Source organism: Psychrobacter sp. PG1, assembly GCF_014897815.1.
GTDB lineage: Bacteria > Pseudomonadota > Gammaproteobacteria > Pseudomonadales > Moraxellaceae > Psychrobacter.
The window spans coordinates 1-15,903 of sequence record NZ_JABUZG010000053.1; the positions used below are offsets into that span (position 1 = coordinate 1).

The following is a 15,903-nucleotide window of genomic DNA, read 5'->3' on the forward strand; positions in this document are numbered from 1 at the left end:
CCAAGTCAATGTCTACAGATTTGACAGCATAGGTCAATCCTGTGGACGATTGATCCCCTAAAAGTATTATAAGAAGAGATAAAATGAAATATGTGTTTGATAAGCAATTAGAAATGATTAATGACTGGTGCATGGTAAAAAATGTACAGCGGTTTAATCAGTTAAGTCAAATCATTTATATTGATAAGTCTATTGGTGATGGCTACTTTGAACGTTATGATTTCGGTAGCATTGGTCTATCACGGGTCAATTGCTACTTTCATAGAAATCATCAATTCATTAATCCTAATTGCCAAACCAGTTATGTTTTATACATTGTTTTGCAAGGGAGCTATGAATATCAGCTAGACGACAAAGTGACTATAGAAGAAAAAGTAGGAGTAAAAGCAACAGTAAAAACAGAAGTAGGAACAGAAGTAGGAACAGAAGCAAGGCAGGTAAATAGAACCAAGCTAAAACAGTTTGAGCAAGTAACGATAAATGCGCCTGCCATTTGGTTAATAAAAGGCGATTTAGGGAGATTGAGCACAATTATTAGCGCTAAGGAAGACATTAAAGCCTTATATATTGAGCTAGATAAAGACTTTGTTGGTAAATTAGCCGCACAAATAGAGCAGCAGACAGATGCCAATAACTTAATCATATCCAAATTAATGACTATGTCCGATTCGTCAATTTTACCTTTAAATCTGACTACCAAAGCGGCAAATTTTGTAATGCAGGGCTGGGAGGTTTATAACACGCCTAGTCCCACTGATGATATTAAATTTATGGCACTACAAGGACAATGCTTAACCTTTACGAGTTTATTATTGAAACAATGTATTACTGAAATAGGCGGGGCTAAAGTACAGGCTCTTAATTCTGCTTATCAAGCCAAACTGCTTCTTGATGAGTTTTACAATAAGAATTGGACGATACGAGAGCTTGCGCAAAAAACAGGCACAAATGAATGTTATTTAAAGGCCGACTTTAAGAAATTAACGACTCGAACGATTGGTGATTATCGAACTCATAAACGCATGCAGTTAGCCATGAAACTATTACAAGAGAGACAAAAAATTGCTCCAATTGCTAATCAGCTTGGTTTTAGTAGTACTCAATATTTTCGTCGGGTGTTTTACAAGTTTTATGGCTATATGCCGGATTAATATATGATAAATTTTTATAAATCAATAGCTTTCCTGATTTTACTAAATAATTACGTATAGTCTAAAAATTTGTGTTAACTTTGTAATTGATATTGATTATCATTAACATTGTTTTTCATTTATGTTACTTTGGATTTATATATGTTGCCTAGCAAATCATCTTCCCTTCAATATTATCTCAGTGACCGTCATCTCAGTAAGGATATCAAAACGACTAAAAAATTTAATGCTTTATATATGCCCTCCTTATATCTAGCGCCATTACTCAGTTTATATATTCCTACCACAGCATTGGCAGCCCCATATGAAAATAGCCTGTCCTCAAATGTGCAAACCTTTAATGCGGAACAGTTTGCTGAGAGGAAAGAGGTCGCTGAACAAAATAATGGTATTAATGAAATGACATCTGATGACATGCCTACTGTCACCCTTGATGCGATTACTGTTAATGCTCGAGGTATTGAAGAAGACGAGTTAAAGACCCCCTTTGTGGTTGATACGATTGACGCGCAAGAAATTGAAGACAAGCAATATGTGACGGTAACAGATGCTTTGCGAGATGTACCTAGTATAGATATCCACGATGGTGGTAATGTGGGCTACTCGACACTATGGATGCGTGGTACAGGCTCGTTAAGTATTACCAGTCTTGATGATAATTCTGTTGATGTCCGAATAGATGGTATCAGTAATGGTAAAACGGGATTGGCACGAAACTTAATTGATGTTGAAAAAGTTGAAGTCGCAAAAGGTCCTCAAGGGACAATATTGGGTTCAAGTGCTGAGGCTGGTGGTATCATTATCAAAACCTTTGACCCATCAGATTATACAGAAGGCAGGGTCAGTGTGGGTGTGGGTAATCATAATCTTAAGCGTGGCGAGGCGATGCTAAATCTACCTATAACGGATAATGTTTCTTTTCGCATTGCAGGTATGCTGGAGGAACGTGATAATAGTCTGATAAAGCGAGAAGATGGCAAACCGCTTAATAAAAAAGACAAACAAGGCATACAAGCCAAGTTGCGTTGGCATGATAATAACGAAGACAATAATGTCGTCTTAACCGCTTATCATGATGAGCAAACCAATAATGTTCCTGTCCTACAAAAAGATTTTGATACTTATAAAGTTGCCACGTTTAATCTACCACATGAAAATACAAACACCGCTAAGGGCATGAATTTAGTGGTGAATAGTACCGCTTTTGATTTTGCTGATATAGAGTCAAAAACAGGTTATCACCATTATGATAGCGATATTCTGCGCCCCTACCTACCGCCAGAGATGTTGTCCTTACAATTCAGCGGATACCGAATTCCAGAAGACCAACAGCCCATATTCAGTGAGGTTCTTACCCATCCTGATAACAATCGTCAATACTTAGAGGAATCGATTAAACAGGTTTCGCAAGAAATAACATTGGTCTCTAAGCCAGAGAGCGAAGTCCAGTGGGTCGCAGGACTCTACTTCGCAAACAAAGATAGGGTGTGGAAAAACGATGCCCGAATGAACTTAAATGACATGCCAGATGGGTTATTGAAAAACAGCACTCTTGGTAGTGCGAACAACGCAATTACCGATAAAACATTTGATACTCAGACGAAAGCCATATTTGGTGAAATAACGTATCCTGCGACCGAAAGTCTAGATGTGATAGCAGGGCTACGTTTGGCAAATGAAGAGCAAACACACGACGCCGTTTGGCAAGGCAATGATAATAACCCATTGGGTAATGATGTAAAAAGTGGCAGTAAAACGCTGGAGGACACCGCAACGACGGGACGCTTTGGTTTGAGCTATGCTATAAGTCCTAATTGGCGGGTATATGCGCTACAATCACGCGGTCATAAGTTCGGTGGGTTTGCCGATTATGACAATAACATGGCTTATGGTAACCCCCTTGCATATTACAAGCCGACGACAATTGATGCCTCTGAGATTGGTACAAAATATCGCAGTGCAGACAATCGCTTAAATTTGGGGTTGGCACTTTATCGTAACAAAATGAAAGACGACCATATGAGCGTAACAGCCTCACCTCCTGAATATAAAAGTGAAACGTTCAACGTTGATAGCCGTAGTCAAGGTATCGAGCTATCCGCAGATTGGCGAATAACCAATAATTGGCAGATAAAAACCCAACTTGCCTACACCGATGCAAAGGTCACTGATGCTAGCGAAGTACCACCACCCGCTAGTCCGGGGATGTTACCGCTAACGGCAGAAGATAACCACATGCCACAAGTGCCAAAATTCAGTGGCAGTATTGGTATGCAATACAACGATGATTTACTGTTTACATTGCCAGTATTTGGTAAAGCGCAGTGGTTCGCTGATGCAAAATATCGCTACGTGGGTGACCGTTATGCGCAAGCGTACAATGGTATTGAGCTTGAGAGTTATGGTTTGGTTGACGCTAGTCTAGGACTCACCAGCTACAACCACGAACTAAGCATTTGGGGTAAAAACTTAACAGATGAACGCTACGAGCATATAAAAATATATCCGATGAATGTTGGTATATTAGGAACTGATAGAAGCTATGGTCTTAAATATAGTTATTACTATTAAGACTGTCACTACTATTAAGGTAACAACAGATGAAAATATCTTCCAATCGCAAGCCTTGGGTTTTGCTTGCCAGTATTTATATCACTCAGTATATCGGGCTGGCTTTTATTTTTGCCTCTTCCGTTGCCATCATGCGTGACATGAAGATGCCATTAAATAAAATTGCTTTATTAAACTTCATTGCCTTACCGTTATTACTGAAAATACTTTACGCACCGTTTATAGACCTTATTCGACCCTCATTTATGCACAGACAGTTACAAGGGCGTTATCGCAGTTGGTTACTTATAGCGCAGTTTTTAATGATGATTTTATTGGTTATCATCGGTATGCTAGATATTGCGACACAGTTTAGTCTAATGATAGGATTAATGCTTGTTTATGCTTTGGCCGTGAGCGTGCAAGATGTTGCGGTAGATGGCCTTGCGAACAAAATCTTTAGTAAAAATGAGCGGCAACGAGCAAACAGTGTGCAGTTCTCTGGTAATCTTGTGGGTAATATTATTGGTGGTGGCCTGATACTTATGGCATATCCTTGGCTACAATGGCAAGGGTCACTGCTTGTGCTAGCGTTATTAACAAGTATCTCATGGTTACAACTGCTGCGTTATGTAGAGCCGACAATAGAGTTACCAGACAATGCTGATACCCGCACAGCCGCTACGCAGTTTGTGCAAAAGACGTCTTTAACGCGCTCGTTAGTTATCTTATTAGTCGCCATGTGGCAATTTATAAGAAGTAATCTGGCATGGTTTATTTTATTAGTAATTTACCCTGTCGGATTTAGTGCCGGTTTTACCCTATTGAATCCAATACTGGTGGATGCGCACTGGACGTTTGCAGATATAGGTTTTGTGACTAAAGTATACGGTTCTGTGATTGGGGTGATTTCTGCGCTTAGTGCCAGTCTTCTTATTGACAAAATGGGCCGAGTTAAAACATTGCTCGTGTTAACGGTAGCGCAAGCTTTGGTACTGATGTTATTTTTACCTCTAAGCTATGGTTACACCAATAAGCTTATGGTATATAGTGCAGTGACCACCTACTTTTTAGTAAACCCTGCACTCATGGCGACTGTTGCCACAATTGCGATGGATAAAGCCAGCCTAAACTCTGCCAAAGCCACGTTCTTTACCTTGCAACTGGGTACTTTTTCTTTTATGGGCTTTGTTTGTGCAGGTGTAGCGATGACGGCAGCCAATACGTTTGGCTACAGCAAAGTGCTAATGGCAAGTATCTCTCTCACCCTCATCATTGTCTTATTTATGCGCGCAAAACAAACCATGTTTAATAGCTAGATCTCAGTCACTTAATCTAGGGCGTGTCTTCATTTACAATTTATGGGCTAAAAATGGCTATATTACCGCCAAACTTTGTCTAATTCGTAGTCAATATGTCTATATTAACTGCGAAATTATTCGCGTTTGACAACAATCTATCTCATTTTTATCTCTATAATCCAATTGGAGACATGCCCTAGACAGACCCTAGTCTTAATCAACCTTAAAAGTAGTACACGGCAGATGATTGCAAGTACTACAGTAATAGGCTAAGCGAGTCTTACATCGTAACTCTTTAAGGGTGGGCAACTATAGTATCGCTTCTACACATTTTCTTCTATTACGCTAGGGTCTGTTAATTGTTTAATAAACCCTAAATTCTATTCACTAGCACAGCACAGGTTACCTTATGCCAGCAACCCCCCCCTATACGCCGATAGCAGATATAGATGCCAAGTTAGACATCATCGAGCATCTTAATCAAGACCATATCGAAGAAGTACAAGCGATTGCAGCGTATTATTACCCCGATTTAGCAATTACAAATCCCCTTATTATAGATATTTATAAAGAAGGGATGCTGATATCAGCACAGGTAAATAATAAATCCCAAGAGTTGTTTGTCGATTTTAAACTTGAAGGTGATTTAGAAGAACAGGTGCTTTATTTGGCATATACTGCGATGGCGGAGCAAGGTCGCGATTTAACAGGTAATAAAAAGCATTACTTTGAGGTGATTGGTAAACAAAAATTAACGCCAAACATGACGCGGTTGACGCTACATAGTGAGACGCCGCTACCAGAAAATTATGCCGGCTATGCTTATGGAATGATACTAAAAGTACTGAATAAAACACCCCTTCAGCAGACAGTAGCAGACAAGCAGCAAATCACCTCGCTAACCACCTCCATAAAAGAACAGGTTAATAAACAAGTAAAAAAACGAGGCAATCAAGCATTCTTATGGCTGCTTAAAAAAGTATCTAGCGATAGAAGGCAAAAGATTGTAAAAACCATCAATAAAGATATTCGTCTGTACACACTACGCTCGGCTTGGAAGAGTAAAAAATCTGATTTTAATAATCAAGGTTATATGGATGTGTTCACGCATGGAAATAGTGCAGGTAGCTTATGGATTGAAACAGTAAATTTGGGCGATATTGTTTTTAGTCGTACAGAAACCGATGACAAGCACGCGCATTTACAGGAGGGGCAAACGGTGTTAATTGCTGATGAAACGGCTTATCCTGCTTTGGCGGGTATTCTGGACTTTTGGCAAAACGATATACCGCCTCATATTGTTATCTTAAGTCAACAACCGTTAGAACAAGATTACTTTGACGATAATGAATTTCCGGTAGGAGCGACTATTCATCGTATTGTCAGCCCATATAATCAACAAGGGTTAAAAACCCTTGAGATATTAAAAGATATTGAGTCTATAGACGGGGTATGGGGCGCGTTTGAAAGCAAGGCGTGTAAAGTCGTGCGTCATTATTTACGTAATGAGCGCCAGTTAACTGGCAAGCAGAACCATATTAAAGGATATTGGAAAGCCACTACTGATTGATATGGCTAGGCGGCTAGTCCAGCCTAGCTGCCTAGCTGTATATGTTTAAACTTTCTTCGGCATACTATGGCAAGAACAAATGACGACACCGCCAATCCCACTACCATTAATAACCATATGTCTTCAACGCGCAGTCTCATTATCCAATTAAATTTAATAGAGAGGATAACGACGGGAACAATAAATAGCCAATAATTGATAAGTATCACCAATAAGGGTTTTACGAAATCTTCAAAACCTCGTAAAACACCACTGATGAGCATTTGCATGGCACTAAAAAATTGAAAAGCAGCGCCATATGTCATCAGAATGGTGGCTATCTCTTTTACGCCATCGTCATTGGTAAAATAGCCCACTATCTTATCATCGTAAACGACTAATAAGGCGGCCATAATCGTTGCATACACCACCGTAACCAACAGGGTGAATATTGCCACTTTTGCAGCGTTTGACGCATCCGCTATACCATTAAAGTAGGCGATGCGAATCGTTGTTGCATTCGCAATAGCCACAGGAATCATAAACGCAATCAAGGTGATGTTTAAAACAATTTGATGCGCAGCAATGTGCCGAATACTGTAGGTGGAGATTAAAAAAGCCAACACGGTTAACGCCATGACTTCGAGTAAAAAAGAAAAACCAATGGGCAATCCTTCTATGAGTAAGCGTTTACTGTCTTGTTTGTCTACAGAAACATTATTACCAGAGACCGAATGACCAGCACTGGCAACCCAAGGTAACTGTTGAGTAATCTGTTTTTTTAAGAACATACAAGCGATATACCCACTTACTGCCGTCGCCAGTCCGCATCCCATCCCACCCATTTCAGGAAACCCTAAAAAACCATGGATAAAAATAACATTCAGACAAGCGTTCATAATAACCAGTAGAAAGCTCACTAAAACAATAGGTTTTAGGGTACTATTCCCTTCACCCGTTATTCTATACATAAGCATATGAATAATACCTGGCATTCCAAGGCCAACAAACATTAAATAATTTCTCGTGATTAAACTGACCTCGTCATCTTGAATAAACCAAGTGACTGAAAAGGCTAATAGTTCAATGATTACGAATCCAATAATAGACAGCCAAAAAGCAACGTTTTTGGCATGTAAAAAGAGCTTTTGAGCCGCTATATGTGTATTGCCGTGATAAATGTTATTGGCATCGGCGTTATTGGTATCAACAGTATTGTTAAGGGCGGCAAATTTAGGAACAAAGACATATAACACACCCGTAAAAAAAAGAAAGACAGGTGTCCATATGGCACTGCCTAAACCCACGGCGGCTAGATCTTTATAATTATATTGTCCAGCAACCATCGCATCAACGATACCGAGCGAGGCTTGGCAAAGCTGTATGAGTATCAATGGAATAGCAAGCTTTAAAATAGGTTTAATGATGGTAGAGTTTGTCATTTTAAATAGGCTTCAAAAAATAAGGCGATAGGGGTTTATTACTAAATGTTGGGCGGATACCAGCTTTTATATTGGGTACTTATGCTGCGTTCTTATATACGGTTCGATATATCAGATGGTAGTTGTTGTATACTCAATGGCATAAGTGACTATTTGTAGCATCTCTTTGCACACCTCACGATTGTTAAAATAAAAATGACCGCCTGCAAAAACGTAACTTCCTAGCCAGTTTTCACTATAAGCTGACCAAGCATCCATTTTGGTCTTGTCAGCTATATCCGTGTCGTCATCGCCATATAATGCCAGTAGCGGCACGGTGGTCTTCTTTGGATTGTCTGCTAATAATCTATCGTTCACTAAAAAATCATTACGCAAAATACGTAAAAAGAAAGATAAGGTGTTTTTGTTGTCAAGAATTGCTTTTGGTGTGCCGTTATAATGCGTTAATGCCTCAATTAACTCCTCATCCGTTAATAAATGCTTGAGTGGCATATGCCGAGTATGCTGATAGCTTGGTCTACCACTGACGATAATGAGACTAAGAAAGGGGCGAGTAGACGCATCTAAATAATTAATGACTTTCCAGAGTAACGCTGCTCCCAAACTATGCCCAAAAAGTGCAAAAGAGTGCTGTCTTTTGCTAACGTCTCGATTGATATTTTCAGCGATTTCTTGGGCAAGAACGTCTGGACAATCGCATAATGGCGTGCTCATTTTAATACCATGGCCTGGATATTCTACTGGTATCACATTAAGATAGCTTGGGAGTAGTTTTTGCCAAGCGCTATACAACATAGAGCTACTCCCTGCTGGCGGTAAACAATACATATCATATGTCGTCATGCTTTCCTTTTGTACCCTACGTTTTTTATCATTGATGACGCCTTAAGCGCTTACCGGTGACGTATTTTGAGCGTTATAGAAAGTGTCCCGGTAACAAAAATATAACATTGCCACTTTTTCGGGCATATCAAGCTCACCTTGAGGCTCATAAGACAAAGCGTTCAAGATCTTCGACATGGGTTTATTCTTGCTATCAGGCTCTACGATAACTTTACGAGCGCGACTGTTTTGGAATATAAAATCTGTTAGGCACCGTATAATGGGTTTAGCATAGCCTTTACCGACGACGTCCGTTTCTCCTAGTAGGATATGAAAGCCCATATCTGCCGCCTCAATATCATAATATAAACGGACACGATCTCGGGCCGCTTCATACACTTCAATGTACCCCACAGCCCTACCATTTATCGTTATGAAATAAAGCCTTTGATGGTCGTCTACAATCATCTTTTCATAGTAGGCCAGTAGTTTAGGCATCGGCTCATTTAATTGCCATTGCGGGATAACGTGTTCTTTATGCATCCAGTCATATATCAGTGGCATATCGTCGGGGTATTGAATTTTCCTTAGTCCATATACTGTGTCCGCTATTTTTTTTTCATAATTATTTGGCAATATTTGCGATAGGGTTGGCATATCAAGCTCTCTTTATTATAGTAAGGCTATTGTAATGCTTTGGGTAGAAAGTCTTGGAACGCTATTTTTTTCTCTACTTGATAATATTCTTCACCCAATATTTGGTTGATGATGATCGAGTTTCTATAACATCCCATGCCGAGATCCGGCACAGAGATACCATGAGAATACAAGCCAACATTTTGCACAAAGATAGTTTCGTCATCATCTATGCTATAGTTCCGAGCGATTTGATAACGCCCCTCCGTATCATCTCTATTGATTTTTTCAGAGATAGAATGGATAAATTCTGGTGTTTTATATTCGTAGCCTAGTGCTAAAATCAGTGCTTGGGTATCCATCTTAAATTCTTTATTTAAATCTAGATGATTCAGTTGCAAGGAGAGTGTCTGGTCATTTTTTTTCTCTACATCGTTCAAGCGTACGTTAATGAGCATGTTGACATTAATCGGACTTTTTTTCGCTTTGATATAGAGCAAGTCATAGATATCATTAATAAGTTTTAGGTTAATGCCTTTATATAAGTGATCTTGTCTACTAATCACCTGATTTCTGGTACTTTCAGACAATGAAAAAAAGTAATCTGTATAATCAGGCGAGGTCATCTCTAAAGACAGCTTACCCAAATCCATCGCAAAAATACGATTGGCCATGGTTACCCAGTTAAGCTCGTAGCCATAGACATCTATATCTTGCAATAAATCATAGAAAATCTCTGCACTACTTTGACCACTACCCACGATAGTGATAGATTTCTTCTGCTGATATTTAGGTTTGTTTATTGAATAATGAGCGCCCAAATTAATGTCTTCTTGATCTATTTTACAAAAGTCAGGAACAATAGGAGCGCGGCCTGTACCGAGGGCGATGTTTTTCGTTTGCACGGCAAAATTGGAGTCTGAGCCGTTTTGTCCGAAAACGGTATATAGCTTTTGTTGCTCGTCATATGTTATATCGGTGACATGACAGCTATAGTTTAGATTCTCTAATTGATTAGATACCCATGAACAGTACTGGTTATATTCGGACCTTAAGGGACAAAAATCTTCTCTAATATAAAACTGATATAAACCGCCCGTTTTTTTTAAATAGTTAAGATAAGAGAATCGGCTGGTGGGGTCAGCAAAACTTACCAAATCGGCTATAAAAGGAATTTGTAAGGTGCTCCATTCGGGCATAATACCTGTATGCCAATCAAAATTAGGCTTTTTTTCAAAAAAACAGGCAGTTATGTCTGTTAAATCATTAGTCAATGCAGCCATACCTAAATTAAAAGGTCCTAGGCCAATGCCAACTAAATCATAAATCGTATTATTCATGTGATTGTGAGAGGTCATTATTGTGTCCATTTTTTAACGGTTACTTACAGTGAATTATTTTTATTGATTAGAGACGGCTTAATTTGCCAATCAGGCAGTGCAAATCAAGCCAATTACTTACGCACTTTACCGACCAAGGTATATTGAAAGTCGGTAACCAGTTCTAATTCGTCAGGTAACTTATAATGGGCAATGTTCTTTTGCATAAGATGGGTGCGTAAGGTCTGCAGCGTTAGGGTACGGCTTTCATCTTTTAAAACAACAAAAACCTTTATTTTTTCTCCTAATCTCACATCTGCAATGCCCACGACAGAGGAGTCTTTCACGGCGTCATGTGTTAGGATTAAATTCTCTAATTCACTTGGTGCTATCTTCTCGCCAGCCCTATTAATTTGCTCTTTACCACGCCCCGTTATGACAATATTTTGCTGATTATCAAGATAGCCCAGGTCGCCTGTTTTATAAAAACCATCGGGGGTAAAACTGTCTTTATTTATCAGCGGTGAATTGTAATATCCGTTGATGGTATAAGGCCCTTTAGTCATAATTTGACCCACCTCGCCATGACTTAATACGCTCCCGTTTGGCGCAATAATGCTAATGACGTCACGGGGGGATAGGGGACGACCTTGCGTATGGATGATGGTTTGTTCATCGTCGTCTAACCTTGTGAAGCAAACGAGCCCTTCTGCCATCCCATAGACTTGTTGCAGCGTAATGTCTAACGTTTGCATCACCTTTTTAGCCATTTCGGGAAGCAATTTTGCGCCTCCCACTTGTATCACCTTTAAGCTGGATAGGTCATACTTAGGGAGGGCAGGTGAGTTAATCCATAATGACATCAAAGAAGGCACTAACGAGACTTGGGTAACGTGTTGGTTTTGCATGAGTTTAAAGCACTGTCTGGGGCTGGTTTCAGCGGTAAGAATGACAGTCGCCCCTTTATAAAATACGCCTAAAAACCCCGGAGAGCTCATCGCATAGTTGTGCATCACAGGCAGCACTACCAACTGCTTTGTTTGTTCATTGACACCCGCAATATCGGCGCTCATTTTAACCGAATACAGATAATCGGCATGGGTTCTAGGAATGAGTTTTGGAATACCGGTGGTACCACCTGATAACTGTAAAAAAGCCACTTTGGTTGCACTCACCTCACTGATATCTAACGGCTGATGGTCTTCCGTTATCATAGGCAGTGACTGCTCTATTGTCTCTTGAACAGTAATGGTTTCTCTGTACCAAAGCGTGAAATTGGGATAAGCAAATTTATTTATTATGTCCATCGCATCATCTTGATGAGCATTTACAGATTTTATTTTGATATAACCCACGGCTTTGCTCTGCTTAGCAATATTTTCAATTTCATAGGCGCCATAGCCATCTAAACAAAATATGGGCCTTGCGCCGATGGTATAGATGGCAAACAAGACAATAAAGAACTCAATCGTATTGGGCGCTTGTAGAATAATGAAGTCATCTTTTTTGAGATTTTGAGACTTCAGGTAGCTACCAAACTGTCTAGCCTTGGTATAAAGCTCAGTGTAGGTAAGCTGCTTGTTGCCATCAATAACCGCTGTGTTGTTGCCATATTTTTGTTGGATATTATCTAAGAACTGGATGTGGTTATGTGACCGCCACAGTCCTTCTTTCTGGTAGGTCGAAATTCTTTGTTTATCAAAAGAGACATAGTCACTTTCTAAGTCTGCCGTTAAGTCTTCGGTTGCAAGCATTATTCTCTCCTATTAGAGGTTTTCACCTTTTGCTATCTTATGAAATAACTGTTTTCTAAGGGTTCTGACAGTAGCTGTATGTTCAGTATGGGCAGTCGCTGTTATTAAAGCGTGTACGGTCTGTTTAATAAGGGCGATTTGTTGGTCATTATAATTTTGAGTGCGATAACATATCAGCACTCTTAAGGCCGCAAGTGGATCTGCTTGCTGTTCGAACATCTCAAAATGTAAACCAAACTTTGATAAATCTCGTATGGGCTCCAAAAGCTCGATATTTATTGTTTTATCGGCCGTCTTTATGTCACCATTTAGCATATTGGTGGTATGAAATTGGATATAAAATTCACATAGATTGTCGGTTACTTCTTCTACGGCTACGGCGTCTTCTACGATGCTAAATGGAACATCGCTATAAGGAAGGCCGGATAAAATAGACGTTTTTACTTGGGCGATAAGTTCAGCAAAGGTTAGATGTTCGTTGATAGCGACCTGATGCAAAACAACGTTGGTAAAAAAGCCAATCGTGTCTTGAAACGCCACCGCTTCACGGCTAAACATTGAGGTGCCCACCAAGATTTTTTTACCGGCTCCGAGATAATATAGTGCTAGGGTGATACAGGCATACAGAACATGGAATAATGAGGCTTTATGGATGTTGGCCCATCTGCTCAAGGCTGCATGCACTGTTTTGTCAAACTCTATTTCAACAATAGCGCCGGTGTAATCTATGTCATCGGGTAACTCATTCTCTTGACTAAATAAGGGGCGTCCTTTCTCAACCTTACCTAAATAGGTTTTCCAATAATCAAGATGCTTACCTAATATTTCTTCGCGGTCCTGATTGAACACATATTCTATATAGGATTTAGGTGTCGACTGCCAAATGGGGAGCTGACCGTTCGCCCGTGTTTGATAAGCAGTTATCAGCTCTTGCATAAAGATTGCCGTAGACCACTCGTCAAATGACAAGTGATATATCAATAACGATAAAATTTGTTGATATTTATCATCTTTTAATAGCCGTACTCTAATAGGTATCTCTTTACTTAGATTAAACCCTGTCGTTGCTTCACGGTCCAATATTTGCTGATAATGTTCGCCATTTTGATGGCTTGAGTCTAAAAACCAGGCGTAGTCTGCCAAATCTGCCATCGGGATGACGTTTTGTAGGATGCTATCGTCTTCTGGAAGAAATAACGTACGCAGCGTAGGATGTCTTTCAATGACATCTAAAAATGCCTGTTGCAATAGGGTTTCATCGACTGAGTCAGAAAAGCGTAAGGCATAGGGGATATTGAACATTGGATTTAAACCAAAATCAGCGAGCTCAATGTAAGAGCTTTGAAGAAGACTGAGCGGAGCTCGATTAAGATTATTTTTGCCCACTTGTTTATTCTCTTTTTGTTTCTCCTCTCTGTGTTCATCGTCTTCGTGTTTGTCCGTAGGAGTCTGTACGTCTCCTGTAGAGCCCAATGACCCCGGAGACACTGATTTTTTTGCCAGCTCTTTTGCAGAAGGATGATTAAAAAAATCGACTATTTGGATGTCTAAATTATGTTTTGTTTTGAGTTTGCCAATAACTTTGCTGGCTAATAACGAATGCCCGCCTAACTCAAAGAAATTATCGTCTGCTGTGAGGTCTTTATCCTCTAGTACGTCTTTAAACGTGTTAAGAATAATATCCGTTGTCTGTTGTCGCTCTAGCGCTAAATTGGGGGACTGTACTGATGGTGTCGCCAACTCCTCTCGATTCGTGCTCACTGCCACATTATTGGCAGTTTGTGCTACAAAACTTGAGAATAAGGTGTCTGTAGTAGGGAATAAACTGACTACAACAGGGGACTTGCCTATGACAATGGCCTGTAAGTAATCAACAAACTGAGTTAATAAAAACGTCCCTAGTGAGGGCTCTACGATGTCCTTTAAGGTCATTTCTAGATGAAGGTTTTCATTGGCTTCTATTCTAAAAGCCAACGTAATATCTTGGTCTGTGTTGAGCGGTGGTACCGCTAAGCTTTTCATCCCTATATTTGCTAGGTTCAAATGTTGCGCTGCATCATCGAACTGGGTAATCAGTATATTGGGTAAAGCCTGACGCTGCGATTGGGTGATCGTGATAATTTCTTCAATGGCCCTATTATTTTCAATCGCCATTAAAACCTGATTACGTGTGTCTTCGACAAAATTATTGAAATTAGTATCTACCTTTGTTATGCGAATAGGTATCACATTAGAGCTGGTTTTTATTTGATTGAGCGCAGTGATAGCGTTGGTATCGACGACTGGCATTAAAACATCTATAAACTCTTTAGTGAACAAGGTGGCTATATAATTGCTAAAAAGTGCCACTATAGTATGGGTAATACTAACTTTTGTGTTGTGACTAAATTTTTTTATACTGTCTATAGCAATAACAGTACGAAATCTATTGGCGGCAGGTGATATGTCTAAATAATTGTGCCAACCATCATGACTAATCGATAACGTTTCTTTATGTCGTTTTAAATAGCTGTTTGGCAAGGTGGTCTTTATTAATCCATTTGGAAACTGCGTGCGCCAATACGACGTTGATTTTTGTAAGCTTTCTTGCGGTGCAGTAAATACAGATGGCTGTGACGGCAAGTTTTCTTTAGCATAATAGTGATTTAAGGCATTAAAAATGGGTTGCCAAGCCGTATCATCTAGTAATATATGATGACCAATAATACCTAGAACCGTTGTATTGGCATCAACCGAAAAAAGTATAAATCGAATAGAAGGCTCTTTAGACAGGTTTATGGAAATAGATTGGAGTTCCAATATATAATTGATAGCCGCTGGTATACTCTCTATAGATAAAATAGGAACGTCTACAGGATAACAGGTTAAATGCTCTTTTTTTAAATCGCCGTCACTATCTAACTGATACGCGAGGTTGAGACTTGAATCTGCCCTATAAAGTTGTTTAATCGCCTGTACAAGTTGTTTTTTGTTTAAATCTCCCTTTAGCTCTAAAGCCATACTAAAAGGTCCAGCAGCAGATAAAGGGTCTTGTTGATGCAGCATCCAGGCACGTTGCTCTGCTAAAGTTAACTGTGAGGAGACTGTATGGTCTTGGTCTATAGTCGTATCAACAACGGTATTAGTGTCTATGGTATTAGTAACGATATTAGAGTTTGAAATACCAAGCGCCTCTAACTTTTTCTGAAAAGCAATATGCGTATCTTTGTTTAAGACAGTGTCATTCATAACTGAACCTTTTTATGCTTATATAGTCGAACCGTTTTTAAACCGATACGGTGTTAAGCTCGCTGAATATGCTATCTGCGCTCGTTTGCCTTGTATCGATTTTAAAATCGCTTGACTATAAATGTAATAATAAACGTTATAACCCACTTAG

General features: G+C 39.5%; 10 protein-coding genes. 4 read left to right on the forward strand and 6 right to left on the reverse strand.

From position 1 onward, the window contains the following. Positions 1-83 precede the first annotated feature (83 nt). From INT03_RS06245 to INT03_RS06260, 4 genes are all read left to right on the forward strand, one after another. The gene (locus tag INT03_RS06245; protein ID WP_193008242.1) at positions 84-1,151 is read left to right on the forward strand and encodes a helix-turn-helix transcriptional regulator; all 1,068 of its coding nucleotides are present in this window, start codon (positions 84-86) and stop codon (positions 1,149-1,151) included. A gap of 237 nt (positions 1,152-1,388) precedes the next feature. Continuing rightward, the gene (locus tag INT03_RS06250) at positions 1,389-3,722 is read left to right on the forward strand and encodes a TonB-dependent receptor (protein ID WP_193008244.1); all 2,334 of its coding nucleotides are present in this window, start codon (positions 1,389-1,391) and stop codon (positions 3,720-3,722) included. Between the two features lie 29 nt (positions 3,723-3,751). Then, positions 3,752-5,020, forward strand: a complete 1,269-nt coding sequence (locus INT03_RS06255; protein ID WP_193008246.1) for an MFS transporter — start codon at positions 3,752-3,754, stop codon at positions 5,018-5,020. Between the two features lie 391 nt (positions 5,021-5,411). Beyond that, positions 5,412-6,572 carry a siderophore-interacting protein gene (locus tag INT03_RS06260; protein WP_193008247.1) on the forward strand — a complete coding sequence of 387 codons (1,161 nt, stop codon included), beginning with the start codon at positions 5,412-5,414 and terminating at the stop codon, positions 6,570-6,572. Positions 6,573-6,595: 23 nt separating this feature from the next. Here INT03_RS06260 and INT03_RS06265 read toward each other — a convergent pair whose 3' ends face one another. The 6 genes from INT03_RS06265 to INT03_RS06290 form a co-directional block, all read right to left on the reverse strand. Continuing rightward, positions 6,596-7,993 (reverse strand): MATE family efflux transporter, encoded by a 1,398-nt coding sequence (locus tag INT03_RS06265; RefSeq protein WP_060490649.1) that lies wholly within the window; start codon positions 7,991-7,993, stop codon positions 6,596-6,598. 111 nt (positions 7,994-8,104) lie between these two features. After that, complete coding sequence (locus INT03_RS06270) at positions 8,105-8,836, reverse strand: thioesterase II family protein (protein ID WP_060490650.1); 732 nt, start codon at positions 8,834-8,836, stop codon at positions 8,105-8,107. Between the two features lie 42 nt (positions 8,837-8,878). Then, positions 8,879-9,472 (reverse strand): GNAT family N-acetyltransferase, encoded by a 594-nt coding sequence (locus INT03_RS06275; protein ID WP_060490651.1) that lies wholly within the window; start codon positions 9,470-9,472, stop codon positions 8,879-8,881. 26 nt (positions 9,473-9,498) lie between these two features. Further along, the gene (locus tag INT03_RS06280; protein WP_226950300.1) at positions 9,499-10,809 is read right to left on the reverse strand and encodes a lysine N(6)-hydroxylase/L-ornithine N(5)-oxygenase family protein; all 1,311 of its coding nucleotides are present in this window, start codon (positions 10,807-10,809) and stop codon (positions 9,499-9,501) included. Positions 10,810-10,904: 95 nt separating this feature from the next. Then, positions 10,905-12,524, reverse strand: coding sequence for a (2,3-dihydroxybenzoyl)adenylate synthase (locus INT03_RS06285; protein WP_193008249.1), 1,620 nt, complete (start codon positions 12,522-12,524; stop codon positions 10,905-10,907). Between the two features lie 12 nt (positions 12,525-12,536). Then, positions 12,537-15,752: a condensation domain-containing protein gene (locus INT03_RS06290; RefSeq protein WP_193008251.1), complete on the reverse strand. Its 3,216-nt coding sequence runs from the start codon at positions 15,750-15,752 to the stop codon at positions 12,537-12,539. Positions 15,753-15,903 lie beyond the last annotated feature (151 nt).

Excerpts from the sequence above, each read along its gene's own strand:
- INT03_RS06265 (WP_060490649.1), bottom strand. The coding sequence starts at position 7,993 with ATGACAAACTCTACCATCATTAAACCTATTTTAAAGCTTGCTATTCCA.
- INT03_RS06270 (WP_060490650.1), bottom strand. The coding sequence starts at position 8,836 with ATGACGACATATGATATGTATTGTTTACCGCCAGCAGGGAGTAGCTCT.
- INT03_RS06260 (WP_193008247.1), top strand. The coding sequence starts at position 5,412 with ATGCCAGCAACCCCCCCCTATACGCCGATAGCAGATATAGATGCCAAG.
- INT03_RS06280 (WP_226950300.1), bottom strand. The coding sequence starts at position 10,809 with ATGACCTCTCACAATCACATGAATAATACGATTTATGATTTAGTTGGC.
- INT03_RS06275 (WP_060490651.1), bottom strand. The coding sequence starts at position 9,472 with ATGCCAACCCTATCGCAAATATTGCCAAATAATTATGAAAAAAAAATA.
- INT03_RS06245 (WP_193008242.1), top strand. The coding sequence starts at position 84 with ATGAAATATGTGTTTGATAAGCAATTAGAAATGATTAATGACTGGTGC.
- INT03_RS06255 (WP_193008246.1), top strand. The coding sequence starts at position 3,752 with ATGAAAATATCTTCCAATCGCAAGCCTTGGGTTTTGCTTGCCAGTATT.
- INT03_RS06290 (WP_193008251.1), bottom strand. The coding sequence starts at position 15,752 with ATGAATGACACTGTCTTAAACAAAGATACGCATATTGCTTTTCAGAAA.
- INT03_RS06285 (WP_193008249.1), bottom strand. The coding sequence starts at position 12,524 with ATGCTTGCAACCGAAGACTTAACGGCAGACTTAGAAAGTGACTATGTC.
- INT03_RS06250 (WP_193008244.1), top strand. The coding sequence starts at position 1,389 with ATGCCCTCCTTATATCTAGCGCCATTACTCAGTTTATATATTCCTACC.